The organism is Streptomyces sp. NPDC050161 (assembly GCF_044460025.1).
Taxonomy (GTDB): domain Bacteria; phylum Actinomycetota; class Actinomycetes; order Streptomycetales; family Streptomycetaceae; genus Streptomyces.
The window spans coordinates 396,452-409,230 of the sequence record NZ_JBITJM010000005.1 but is presented as its reverse complement, the minus strand read 5'-3'; the positions used below and the strand labels follow the sequence as shown (position 1 = coordinate 409,230).

Sequence of the window (12,779 nt, the reverse complement as noted above, 5' to 3'; positions counted from 1 at the left end):
CGTCGTCCCCTAGGGACCGATCACCCTCCCGGTGTACGGAACCGCTCCCGGGGTGATCGGACGTCATCCCCCAGGGGGAGGACGAGTTGCTCCCCCTGGTTGACGCGCGGTCCCGGCCGTTTTGATGGGATGGAACGCACCACAACGCGGCGGAAGGCCCCCTACCGGGGCCAGGGGCGGACGAGTGCGCAGCGCGGAAACCGCCGCTCACGACGGAGGTAGGGCACATGCCACGGAACGAACCGACAGAGGTCGCCGACGACCGGTACGCGGACGGGGAGCGCTCGACGAAGCGCCGCAAGGCGGTGCGGTACGGGGTGCCGGTCGCGGTGGCGGGGGTGGCGGCGGCGACGATCGGGCTGGTCCCGGCGTTCGCCGGATCCGGTGCCCCCGACCTGCCGGAGATCTCGGCGCAGCAGCTGATAGCGAAGGTCGCCGCATCGGACACCCAGCAGCTGTCCGGCACCTTCCGCGTCAGCACCGATCTGGGGCTGCCGTCCCTGCCCGGTGGTCTCGGCGGCGCGGGCGGCGAAGGCGGCGCGAAGGGTGACGGCGCGTCGGCCTCCCCGCAGAGCAAGCTGATGGAGCTGGCGTCCGGTGTGCACACGCTGAAGGTGGCCGCCGACGGCCCGGAGCGGCAGCGGGTGTCGATCGTCGACAGGTCCGCCGAGTACAGCTTCGTCCACAACGGCCAGGAGGTCTGGGCGTACGACGGCGGCAGCAACACCGCCGTGCACAGCCGCAGCGCCGGGAGCGGCAAGCATGCCGGGCAGCGCGGCGGGCCCGAGGACCTGCCGAAGGGCCTGGAGAACGCCACCCCGAAGGAGCTGGCCAAGGAGGCGCTCAAGGCGGCGGGTGACACCACGTCGGTCACCGTCGACGGCACCGCGAAGGTCGCCGGGCGGGACGCGTACCAGCTGGTGATCAAGCCGAAGCAGTCCGCGTCGACGGTCGGCGCGATCCGGATCGCGGTGGACGCAGGGAACGGCGTGCCGCTGAAGTTCACCCTCACGCCCAAGAGCGGCGGAGCGGCTGCCGTCGAGGCCGGCTTCACCGAGGTCGACTTCGGCAAGCCCGCCGCCGCCACGTTCGCCTTCACGCCTCCCAAGGGCGCCAAGGTCGTCGACGGCGACAAGCAGCACGCCGACGGCCTCCCCGAGGGCTTCAAGGGATCCCGGGGCGCCAAGGGCCCCCAGGGCCTGGGCGGGTTCGACGTCGTCGGCAAGGGCTGGACGTCCATCGCCACGATCAAGGGCTCCGGGTCCGGCCTGCCGTCCGGCAAGGAGGGCGGCGCCGCGTCGTTCCTCGACAGCATCGGCGACAAGGTGACCGGCGACTTCGGCTCCGGCCGGGTCTTCAGCACCCGCCTGGTCAACGCCCTGATGACCGACGACGGCTCGGTCTACGTCGGCGCCGTCGACAAGCAGGCGCTGGTGAACGCGGCCAACGCGGCGGGCTCCGCCAAGTGACGCCCCCACCCGCGCCGGGGGCGCCGCGGCGCCACCGCTAGCGACCGGCCGCCTCTGCGCCCCGGAGGCGCCGTACCTGCCGCATCACCGGCCGGTACGGCGCCTCCTGCGGTGCGGCACGGCCCTCACGGGGAACAGGCGGCACCGGTGGGATCAGACGGTGCCGCCCCCGGCGGGCCTGACGTCCTCCTGGCCGGCCGGCCGCTCCGGTACCGCGGTGTCCCGGGCCGCCAGCGTCGCGGCCTCGTCGGCCGCCGTCTCGCCGGCCCGTGTCCCCGCGGCGGCCAGCGCGGCGCGCCCCTTGCCCGCGGTCCGCAGCGCGTCCCAGGTCAGCACCACGAGCGCCAGCCACACCAGCGCGAACCCGGCCCAGCGCTCCGGAGGCATCGCCTCGTGGAAGACCACGAGCCCCAGCAGGAACTGGAAGGTCGGCGCCAGGTACTGGATCATCCCGAGGGTGGTCAGCGGCAGCCGTACCGCCGACGCGCCGAAGGCGATCAGCGGCACCGCGGTCGCGATCCCGCAGCCCGCGAGCAGCAGCGCGGGTCCGGTCCCGTCGTTGACGAAGCTGGACTGCCCGCGCCCGCCGATGAAGAGCAGGAAGCCCAGCGCGGGCAGGAACTGGATCGCCGTCTCCGCGCTGAAGCCGGCCACACCGTCGAGCTTGATGCCCTTCTTGACCAGGCCGTACGTGGCGAACGTGAACGCCAGGACGAGCGAGATCCAGGGCACCCTGCCGTACGCGACGGCCATCACGACGACCGCGAGGGCGCCGACACCCACCGCCGCCCACTGCAACGGGCGCAGCCGCTCACGCAGCACCAGCACCCCGAACGCGATGCTGACCAGCGGGTTGATGAAGTAGCCGAGCGACGCCTCCAGGACGTGCCCGGAGTTGACGGCCCAGATGTACAGGTACCAGTTGACCGAGATGACGGTCGCGCTCAGCAGGATCAGCCCCAGCCGCCGGGGCTGCCGCAGCAGCGGCCTCACCCACGACCAGCGGCGCAGCGCGGCCAGGATGACCAGGGCGACGGGCAGCGACCACACCATGCGGTGGGCCAGGATCTCGGCCGGTGAAGCGGCGCCCAGCAGGTGCCAGTAGAGCGGCAGCAGGCCCCACATGCCGTAGGCGGCGAAGCCGTAGGCGAGGCCGGTGCGCTGCGTGCTTCGAGCGTCCAAGGGGCGGCCCTCCCGGTGCTGCCTCGACAACGACCCTGTGAAGGTAACGCCGGACGGCCCGCCTGTCATGTGCGTATCGCCATACGGTCATGACAGGCGGGCCGTCCGGGAGGGGCCCGTGGAGCGGGTGTCAGCCGACGACCGTCCAGGTGTCGTTGCCCGCGAGCAGCCGGCCGAGGTCGCCCTTGCCCTGCTGCTCGGTGGCGGTGTCGAGCTGGTCCGCCATGAGGGTGTCGTAGACAGGGCGTTCGGTGCTGCGGAGCACCCCGATGGGGGTGTGGTGGAGGGTGTCGGGGTCGGCGAGGCGGGACAGGGCGAAGGCGGTGGTGGGGGAGGGGCTGTGCGCGTCGTGGACCAGCACGCCACCGGTGCCCTCCTCCCGTACGTCGATGACCTTGAGGTCGCCGGTGGCCGGGTCGCGGACCACGCCCTTGGAGCCGAGGCCGTCGGGGGCGAGGGGGCCGAAGCGGATCGGCTGCCCGTGCTCCAGGCGGATGACGGCCTCCTCGGCCTTCTCCTTGTCCTTGAGCACCTCGAAGGCGCCGTCGTTGAAGATGTTGCAGTTCTGGTAGATCTCCACCAGCGCCGTACCGGGGTGGGCCGCCGCCTCGCGCAGCACCGAGGTGAGGTGCTTGCGGTCGGAGTCGACCGTACGGGCCACGAAGGACGCCTCGGCGCCGAGCGCCAGCGAGACCGGGTTGAACGGCGCGTCGAGCGAGCCCATCGGCGTCGACTTGGTGATCTTGCCGGCCTCGGACGTGGGGCTGTACTGGCCCTTGGTCAGGCCGTAGATCCGGTTGTTGAACAGCAGGATCTTGAGGTTGACGTTGCGGCGCAGCGCGTGGATGAGGTGGTTGCCGCCGATGGACAGCGCGTCGCCGTCGCCGGTGACCACCCATACGGACAGGTCGCGGCGCGAGGTGGCCAGACCGGTGGCGATGGACGGGGCGCGGCCGTGGATGGAGTGCATCCCGTAGGTGTTCATGTAGTACGGGAAGCGGGAGGAGCAGCCGATGCCGGAGACGAAGACGATGTTCTCCTTCGCCAGGCCGAGTTCGGGCATGAAGCCCTGGACGGCGGCGAGGACGGCGTAGTCGCCGCAGCCGGGGCACCAGCGCACTTCCTGGTCGGACTTGAAGTCCTTCATGGACTGCTTGGCCTCGGCCTTGGGCACCAGCGACAGGGCGGTCGGCCGGCCGGGCCCCTGTGTGATCGTCTCAGTCATTGACGGCCTCCTTGATGGCCTCCTGGAAGACCTCCGCGAGCTGCTCGGCCTTGAACGGCATTCCGCTGACCTGGGTGTACGAGCGCGCGTCGACGAGGTACTTGGCACGCAGCAGGGTGGCGAGCTGCCCGAGGTTCATCTCCGGCACGACCACCCGGTCGTAACGGGCCAGGACCTCGCCGAGGTTGGCGGGGAAGGGGTTGAGGTGACGCAGGTGGGCCTGGGCGATCTGCCCGCCGGCGTTGCGCACCCGCCGGACGGCCGCGGTGATCGGTCCGTACGTCGAACCCCAGCCCAGGACGAGGACCTTGGCGTTGCCGGAGACGTCGTCGACCTCGATGGCGGGGACGTCGACGCCGTCGGTCTTGGCCTGCCGGGTGCGGACCATGAAGTCGTGGTTGGCGGGGTCGTAGGAGATGTTGCCGGTGCCGTCCTGCTTCTCGATGCCGCCGATGCGGTGTTCGAGACCCGGCGTGCCCGGCACCGCCCAGGGGCGGGCGAGGGTGGCCTCGTCGCGCTTGTAGGGCCAGAACACCTCGGTGCCGTCGGCCAGTTGGTGGTTGGGCCCGGAGGCGAACTGGACGCTCAGGTCCGGCAGGTCCGCGACGTCGGGGATCCGCCAGGGCTCGGAGCCGTTGGCGAGGTAGCCGTCGGAGAGCAGGAAGACCGGCGTGCGGTAGGTGAGGGCGATCCGGGCGGCGTCCAGGGCCGCGTCGAAGCAGTCGGCCGGGGTGCGGGGCGCCACGATCGGCACCGGGGCCTCGCCGTTGCGGCCGTACATCGCCTGGAGCAGGTCGGCCTGCTCGGTCTTGGTCGGCAGGCCCGTCGAGGGGCCGCCGCGCTGGATGTCCACGATCAGCAGCGGCAGTTCGAGGCTGACGGCCAGGCCGATGGTCTCCGACTTCAGCGCCACACCGGGGCCCGACGTCGTCGTCACCGCCAGCGCACCGCCGAACGCGGCGCCCAGTGCGGCGCCGATCCCGGCGATCTCGTCCTCGGCCTGGAACGTGCGCACGCCGAAGTTCTTGTGCTTGGACAGCTCGTGCAGGATGTCGGACGCCGGGGTGATCGGGTACGAGCCGAGGTACAGCGGCAGGTCCGCCTGGCGGGCCGCGGCGATCAGCCCGTAGGACAGCGCCAGGTTGCCGGAGATGTTGCGGTAGGTGCCGGCCGGGAACGCCGTCGTCGCCGGGGCGACCTCGTAGGACGTGGCGAAGTCCTCCGTCGTCTCACCGAAGTTCCAGCCCGCGCGGAACGCCGCCACGTTGGCCTCGGCGATGTCCGGCTTCTTCGCGAACTTCGCCCGCAGGAACTTCTCGGTGCCCTCCGTCGGACGGTGGTACATCCACGACAGCAGGCCGAGCGCGAACATGTTCTTGCTGCGCTCGGCCTCCTTGCGGGACAGGCCGAACTCCTTCAGCGCCTCGATCGTCAGCGTCGTCAGCGGCACCGGGTGGACGTGGTAAGCCTCCAGCGACCCGTCCTCCAGCGGGCTGGTCGCGTACCCCACCTTCGCCATCGGGCGCTTGGTGAACTCATCGGTGTTGACGATGATGTCCGCGCCGCGCGGGACGTCGGCGAGATTCGCCTTCAGCGCCGCCGGATTCATCGCCACCAAAACGTCCGGCGCATCCCCGGGAGTAAGAATGTCGTGATCGGCGAAATGCAGCTGAAAACTGGAAACACCGGGCAGAGTGCCGGCGGGTGCCCGGATCTCGGCAGGGAAATTCGGCAGCGTCGACAAGTCATTACCGAACGACGCGGTCTCGGACGTGAACCGGTCGCCGGTGAGCTGCATACCGTCACCGGAGTCGCCCGCAAACCGGATGATCACCCGGTCGAGGCGCCGGACTTCCTTACCTCCGCCGCCGTCACCGGTAGTGCGCTGTTCCCCGACAAGCGCTCCGTCGGCCTGCTCGGCTGTGCTGTTGACCTGGCTGGTCACTGCTTCGGACCTCCCTAGAGGCGTAAGGCTCCCCGCCTTGCGGCAGGGCTCGGGACGTGTCGTGCCGACCGGTGGTCCCCTCGCCATCGTACGGGGGTAAGGGTCACCTTCCCTGGGTCGATCACATGATGGACTTCTTCATGAGACGACATTTCGGTGGAGATTGTCACGGAATAGCTGCTTTTTCCTCTCCTTCTCCCCGGCGCTCCCGACTCCTCAAAAGGTTCTAGGACCAAGGTCCTGGGTCCTGGCTGAAAGGGCCCCGGCCTGCGCGTCCGACGTTGCGTCAGATTCTCAGGAGTTGAGATAGGTCAGCACGGCGAGCACCCGGCGGTGATCCCCGTCACTCGGCGACAGGCCCAGCTTCAGGAAGATGTTGCTGACGTGCTTCTCCACCGCGCCGTCGCTGACCACCAGCTGCCGGGCGATCGCCGAATTCGTCCGCCCCTCGGCCATCAGCCCCAGCACCTCGCGCTCTCGCGGCGTCAGCCGTTCCAGCACGTCCTGCTTGCGGCTGCGGCCGAGCAGCTGCGCGACCACCTCAGGATCCAGCGCGGTGCCCCCTTCGGCGACCCGCACCACCGCGTCGGCGAACTCCCGCACCTCCGCGACCCGGTCCTTGAGCAGATAGCCGATGCCCCGGCTCGAACCGGCCAGCAGCTCCGTCGCGTACTGCTCCTCGACGTACTGCGAGAGCACCAGCACCCCCAGATCCGGATAGGCGCGGCGCAGCTGGATCGAGGCGCGCACCCCCTCGTCGGTGTGGGTCGGCGGCATCCGTACGTCCGCCACCACCACGTCGGGCAGCGCACCGGCGTCGGCCAGCTCGCCGATCACCTTGATCAGCGCATCGGCGTCCCCCACCCCGGCCACGACCTCGTGCCCGCGGTCGGTCAGCAGCCGCGTCAGCCCCTCCCTGAGCAGCACCGAATCCTCGGCGATGACCACCCGCACTGTGTCCTCCACGCTCACAACCCCCCGCATCATCGAACCCCACCCGGCGCTCCGCGCCCTCCGGGGCGCCGTCCGGGCCGCCCTCCAGACCCCCAGCATCCCAGCATTCGGACGCGGAGGGGGGAGCGGACGGGGAGATGAGGGAGGAAAGGAGCGCGGGGCGGGGCGTACGAGGGGGATGCCGGCCCGCCGGCGGCCTGCCCGTACGGGCTAGGACCGCCAGGGCAGTTCCGCGGTGACGGAGGTCGGGCCGCCGTTCGGGGAGTCGATGGCCAGGAGGCCGTCGACGGCGGCGAGACGGTCGGCGAGACCGGCCAGGCCACTGCCCGTGGTCGTGCCGGCGCCGCCCCTGCCGTCGTCCGTGACCAGCAGGACGAGCCGGTTCCCGGCGCGCCAGACGTCCACCGTGGCGCTGCTCGCGCGGGCGTGCTTGGAGACGTTCTGCAGGAGTTCGGAGACGGTGAAGTACGCGGTGCCCTCGATCGCGGCGGCGGGCCTGTGGTCCAGATCCACCGTCACGGTCACCGGCACGGTGCAGCGCGCGGCGAGCGCCGACAGCGCCGGGCCGAGACCGCGGTCGGTGAGGATCGCCGGGTGGATGCCGCGGGCCAGATCCCGCAGCTCCTGGAGCGCGGTCTTCACCTCGCCGTGCGCCTCGTCCACCATCCGCGCGGCGGCCTCCGGGTCCTCCGCCAGCTTCTCCTTGGCGAGACCGAGATCCATGGCCAGCGCCACCAGCCTGGCCTGCGCGCCGTCGTGCAGATCCCGCTCGATGCGCCGCAGGTCGGCGGCTGCGGTGTCGACCACCACGCCGCGGTCGGTCTCCAGCTCCGAGACCCGGCTGGCCAGCGGCGAGGGGCCGAGCAGGCCGTGGACCATGACCCGGTCGAGCTGCGTCAGACCGTGGATCACCCACGGCCCGGCGAAGACCATCAGCAGCCCGATCCCGCTGGTGCCCCAGATCCCGGCGGACGACGAGAGATAGAAGCCGTGGCCCGCGCCGTCGCCCCACACCTGGATTCCCGGCTGGTCGACGTAGGCGGGGAACACCCAGTGCCACAGCGGGTAGGTCAGCAGCCCCCAGCCGAGCACCCAGAACGTCAGGGAGAAGACGAAGGAGAACACCGCCCACGGGAAGTGCAGCATGCAGTAGAGCAGGTGGCGCCAGGAGGCCCCGCTCTTGAGGACGCTGCCGACCCACGGCATCAGGCCGGGCTTGGCCGCGCGCAGCGGCGCCGGGTCGGCCACCCGCACCCCCAGCAGCGCGCGGGCGCGCGCCCGCTCCATGCCGCCGAGACCGCGGGCGCCGGCCAGCCCGCCCGCGAACACCGGGATGCCCAGGAACGTCACCAGCAGGCCGGCGCCGAGCGAGATCACCGCCGTCGCGTACGTGAACATCACGACGGCGATGGGGAGGCTGATGAGGAGGTAGAGGAACTCCCGCCAGGTGCGCCCCGAGAACGGCGCGCGCAGCCCGATCGGCACGCGGGAGGCGTGGGCCTGCGGTGCGTATGCGGAATCCATCGTTTCGTTTCCGTTCTGCCGTATCCGGCGACGTGATCACCGGTGCGCCGTCGAAGCCTCACCGGCCGGAGCCGCCCGACCTGCCAGGACCGCGCTCCCCCTCATCTCAAGAGTCCCCGGACCGCGCGCCGGGCACCATGAGGCTCCTCGCAGTCTTCGCCGGGGGTTTTCCCCACCCCGCGAGACGTCAGCTCACCGCCGCCCGCGCCACGGCAGCTCCGCCGTCACCCGCGTCGGCCCGCCCTCGGGCGAATCCAGCACGAACAGTCCGTCCACCGACTCCAGCCGCTCCGCGAGCCCGGCCATCCCGCTCCCGCCGTCCAGCCGGGCACCGCCCCGCCCGTCGTCCTCCACCCGGATCAGCAGCCGCCCGCCGGACCGCCACACCTCGACCGAAGCCGACCGCGCCGCACTGTGCTTGGAGATGTTCTGCAGCAGCTCGGAGACGGTGAAATAGGCGATGCCCTCGATGGCGGCGACCGGACGCTCCGGCAGCTCGACCGAGGTCGTCACCGGCACCGTGCAGCGCCCGCCCAGGGAGACCAGCGCCGGGCCGAGACCACGGTCGGTGAGGATCGCCGGATGGATGCCGCGGGCCAGATCCCGCAGCTCCTGGAGCGCCAGCTTCACCTCGCCGTGCGCCTCGTCCACCATCACCGCCGCCGCGTCCGGGTCCTCCAGCAGCTTCTCCTTGGCCAGACCGAGGCCCATGGCCAGCGCCACCAGCCTGGCCTGCGCGCCGTCGTGCAGATCCCGCTCGATCCGCCGCAGGTCGGCCGCCGCCGTGTCCGTCACCGTCATCCGGTCCGACTCCAGCTCGGCGATCCGCCGCTCCAGCTCGTCGGACGGCGACAGCAGCCCGCGCACCATCGCCCGGTCCACGTTCGACAGCCAGCGCGCCACCCACGGCAGCGCGGGCCACCCCACGAAGAGCGAGACGAGGACGACGGCGAAGGTCAGGACGGCCCACGGCAGCCTGACCACCGCGAACAGCGCGTGCCGCCAGGCGACCGGATCCGTCAGCCGTACCCACAGCCACGGGAAGAAGCCGTTCTCCCGGGGCCGCGGCGGGCTCGGCTCCGGCACCCGCACACCGAGCAGCACCCGCGCCCGCGCGCGCTCCAGCCTCCCGTACTGCCGGCACACCAACAGCCCCACGGCCAGCAGCGGCAGCCCGATCACCGTGACCGAAAGACCGATGCCCAGCACCAGCCACACCATCACGACGGCGAACGCGAACACCCCCAGCGGAAAATTGGCCAGCAGGTACCCGATTTCCCGCCAGGTCCAGCCGCTGAGCGGCGCCCGCGGCGGCGGAGGCGGCGCGCCCTCCTGAACGTCGGCGCCGGTACTGACCTGGGATCTGTCACTCATGGGGCCAAGCCTGCCGGGCCGGGGGCTCCGGGGCCATGGGGGACGTGGGGTGGCGGGGGTGGGGTTTTCCCTACCTTGCGGCACCGGACGGCCTGCCGGTTCTGTGGTGCAAAGGATGCGCGCCGGGCCGACCCCGGCCGCTCTCCGGGAGGTCCACGGATGTGACGGAGAATTCGGTACCTGGGCGATTGCCCCCTTATTGCCGGGTGTTGGCCGCCTCTGTGCCCGTTGGCGGCGAGGCGGCGGGTATGCGGAAGTTCCGCCGCCGGAGGGTGCGGGCGGTGTCGGACGGGCCCCGTATCGTGTTGCAGTAGGGAACGGTTCGGGGGAGGGACGATGGCGCGGGATGACGACCGCAGGGTGCCGGATCCGGCTTCCGCGCGGCGGCTCCGGCTCCGGGACGACAGCCGTCCCGTGGTGCCTTCCGGCAGCAACACAGGGGCGGCGTCGGCATGGTGAGTGTGCACACGGACGCGGGCACGCAGGCCGCGGACGACGCGGTCGGTGAGGTGCCGGACGAACCGGACGTCCGCGCCTGGCGCTGGGGCGACCGGAGCCGGACGTGGACGGCGGGCGCCGCGAGCGTGCTGCTGGCGCTGACCGCCGGTGTGTGCGCGGCCGATTGGTACGGGCCGGCCCGTGCCGCGCTCTGGCTCGGCGTCGCCGGAGTGCTCGCCGCGGCGGCCGGCGCGGTGTGCGGGCTGCTCGAACGGCGCCCGCTCGCGGTCGCGTTGCTGGTGCCGGCGGGCGCCGTCGGCGTACTCGCCTCGTGGCAGGCCACCTCGGCGGGCCCGGCGCGGCTGGCCGCAGCGGGGCTCACCGTCGCCGCCGCCCTCGCACTGCTCGGCCGCTGCACCGGGCTCGGCCGCGGCGGCCTCATCGGCGCGGCGGCGGTCGGGCTCGCCGTCGGCGCCTGGGAGGCCGTCCTCGCGCTGACCGACGCGCCCCGTACAGGAGTTGCGCTCGGCGTGGTGTCGGTCCTGGTCCTGGGGTATCTGCCCCGGCTCGCGCTGACGGCGGCCGGCCTGACCCGGCTCGACGACCAGCGCTCGGGCGGCACCCCGGTGAGCCGGCACCAGGTGGCGACCGCGCTCGGCGCGACCCATCGCGGTCTCGCGCTCGCCACGGTGGCCGTGGCCGTATCGGCGGGCGCGGCGGGAATCCTGGCGGCCGGCGCGGATGACGGGTGGGCGACGGCCGCCGCGCTGCTGGTGTGCCTGCTGCTGTTCTCCCGGGCCCGTGCCTACCCCTTGGCGCCGGAGGTCATCGCCCTGCTGGCGGCCGGTACGGCGGTGGCGGCCGGGCTGGTGCACCGGTGGGCGGCGGCTTCCGGTGACCCCATGGGGGCGCTGGTGGTGCTGAGCCTCCTTGCGGTGCTGCCGTTGGCCGCGCTCGCGGTACGGGTGCCTGAGCACATACGGGTGCGGCTGCGCCGTGTGATGAACCTCGTCGAGTCCGTCGGTGTGGTGGCGCTGTTCCCGGTCGCGTTCGGCGCGTTCGGGCTCTACAGCCGACTGCTGCACACGTTCTGAGCCGGAAGGGCGGCGGAGCAACCCATGTCAGAAGGCCACGAGACGGCCGGGCCTGCGGCGGGACCGGAGGCACAGGAGCGGATGGTGCGGGAGGAGCGCTCGCCTTTCGATCCGCCGCCGGTTGCGGCGCCGCCCCTGGGTGCGCCGCCGCCCTCGCCGTCGGCTGCGGAACCGCCCGCTCCGCAGCCGCTTGCCGCGCCGTACGCGCCACAGCCGCCGATCGGGACGCCCGTCCCGGTGGCCGTCGCCCCCGGCGCCCCGGACTCCGGGCGGCAAGTCGCGCCCCCACAGCCACCGTTGACGCCGCAACCCCAGGCCCCCGGCCCCGCCGTGCCGCCACCTTCCCCCCCGGCCATGCCGACCACTCAGGCCATGCCGGCCCCCCAGGCCACACCCTCCACGTACGGCACGCCGCCGACTCACGGCACGCCCCCCACCCCCGCACCCCCGGCCCCCGCGTACCGCTCCGCCCCGGGAGTCCGCGTCCACACCTCGTCCCCCACCCCCGTCTCCGTCCCCCTGCTGCCGCCCGATCTGGACGCGCTGCGGGCCAAGGCGCGGCACGGTGAGTCCGTCGTGCAGCGGGCGGGGCGTGCCGTGCGGCGGGCCCTCGCGTCCTCGCCCGCCGCGGAGACGGCCGCCGCCACCGAGACCGCGTACGCGATCCAGCAGCCCGTCACCACCGGCCGCCAGATCGCGGTGTCCAGCATCCGGGGCGGCGCGGGCAAGTCCACCGTCGCCGCCCTGCTGGCGCTGACCTACGCGCACTACCGTGCCGACCCGGTGCTCGCCGTCGAGGCCGACCCGGCGCTCGGCACGCTGCCGCACCGGCTCGGCGCGACGGAGGTCCGCTGGTCGGGCACCGACCTGGCGCAGATCGTCGACCCGTCGATGCTGATCACGGACCTGACGGGATATCTGCTGCCGTTCCCCGGCGGCGGCTGGCTGCTGCCCGGCAGCCAGGGCGCGATCGGCACCCGCCTCGACCTCGATACGTACCGGATCGTGATGACCTCGCTGCGCCGGTACTTCGCGACCACCGTCGTGGACTGCGAGACGCTGCCCGCCGAGGTGGCGCGCACGGCACTGGTGACCACGCAGGCCAGGGTGCTGGTCTCACCGGCCACCCCGGAGGGCGTGGTGGCCACCCGCGCCGTGCTGGACTGGGTGGGCGGCGTGCACCGCGGGATCCTGCCGACGACCGTCGTGGTGCTCAGCCACGGTGCGCCCGATACGGCACTCGACCTGCGGCGGGCCGCCGAACATCTGGGCACGGGCGGTGCGGCGGTGCTGCCGCTCCCGTACGACAGGCACCTCGCGGCCGGCGGCGCCATACGGACCGAACTCCTCGGGGAGCGGACGCTGAAGGCCGCGGCGCGGATCGCTGCCGAGGTGATGAACCGCGCGGTGTCCCGCGGCCGGCCCGCGGCTCCCGGACAGCAGAGCACGCCCGGCGGAACTCCTCCGGGCGCGTCGGCCCCGCCCGCACCGTCGGTGTACACCGGCCACACCCCGGCCGGCTCCGGCCCCGGTGGCGCGTACGGGCACCCCCGGTGACGACAGGGCCGGTTCCC

Annotated in this window: 9 protein-coding genes; 3 read left to right on the top strand and 6 right to left on the bottom strand. The window is 72.7% G+C overall.

The window, feature by feature from the left end; translation table 11 throughout:
- Nucleotides 1-227 precede the first annotated feature (227 nt).
- The gene (locus ACIBK8_RS11875; protein ID WP_399041558.1) at nt 228-1,469 is read left to right on the top strand and encodes an outer membrane lipoprotein carrier protein LolA; all 1,242 of its coding nucleotides are present in this window, start codon (nt 228-230) and stop codon (nt 1,467-1,469) included.
- A 153-nt stretch (nt 1,470-1,622) separates the two neighbouring features.
- On the opposite strand, the gene rarD is transcribed toward ACIBK8_RS11875, so the two are convergent.
- The 6 genes from rarD to ACIBK8_RS11845 form a co-directional block, all read right to left on the bottom strand.
- Entirely contained in the window at nt 1,623-2,651 is a 1,029-nt protein-coding gene (rarD, locus tag ACIBK8_RS11870; protein WP_399041556.1) for an EamA family transporter RarD, read from the bottom strand.
- 130 nt (nt 2,652-2,781) lie between these two features.
- Nucleotides 2,782-3,876, bottom strand: coding sequence for a 2-oxoacid:ferredoxin oxidoreductase subunit beta (locus ACIBK8_RS11865; RefSeq protein WP_399041555.1), 1,095 nt, complete (start codon nt 3,874-3,876; stop codon nt 2,782-2,784).
- The gene (locus tag ACIBK8_RS11860) at nt 3,869-5,821 is read right to left on the bottom strand and encodes a 2-oxoacid:acceptor oxidoreductase subunit alpha (RefSeq protein ID WP_399041553.1); all 1,953 of its coding nucleotides are present in this window, start codon (nt 5,819-5,821) and stop codon (nt 3,869-3,871) included. The genes ACIBK8_RS11865 and ACIBK8_RS11860 overlap by 8 nt, the downstream gene beginning before the upstream one ends.
- A gap of 294 nt (nt 5,822-6,115) precedes the next feature.
- Nucleotides 6,116-6,775 (bottom strand): LuxR C-terminal-related transcriptional regulator, encoded by a 660-nt coding sequence (locus ACIBK8_RS11855; RefSeq protein ID WP_399041673.1) that lies wholly within the window; start codon nt 6,773-6,775, stop codon nt 6,116-6,118.
- 210 nt (nt 6,776-6,985) lie between these two features.
- Entirely contained in the window at nt 6,986-8,299 is a 1,314-nt protein-coding gene (locus tag ACIBK8_RS11850) for a sensor histidine kinase (protein ID WP_399041552.1), read from the bottom strand.
- Nucleotides 8,300-8,491: 192 nt separating this feature from the next.
- A complete protein-coding gene (locus ACIBK8_RS11845) occupies nt 8,492-9,673 on the bottom strand; it encodes a sensor histidine kinase (protein WP_399041551.1) in 1,182 nt (393 codons plus the stop codon).
- A 452-nt stretch (nt 9,674-10,125) separates the two neighbouring features.
- On the opposite strand from ACIBK8_RS11845, the gene ACIBK8_RS11840 reads away from it, so the two are divergent.
- Together ACIBK8_RS11840 and ACIBK8_RS11835 are read left to right on the top strand one after the other, a co-directional pair.
- Nucleotides 10,126-11,205 carry a secretion protein snm4 gene (locus ACIBK8_RS11840; RefSeq protein ID WP_399041550.1) on the top strand — a complete coding sequence of 360 codons (1,080 nt, stop codon included), beginning with the start codon at nt 10,126-10,128 and terminating at the stop codon, nt 11,203-11,205.
- Nucleotides 11,206-11,559: 354 nt separating this feature from the next.
- Entirely contained in the window at nt 11,560-12,762 is a 1,203-nt protein-coding gene (locus tag ACIBK8_RS11835) for a hypothetical protein (RefSeq protein ID WP_399041549.1), read from the top strand.
- The last annotated feature ends 17 nt before the right edge of the window (nt 12,763-12,779 follow it).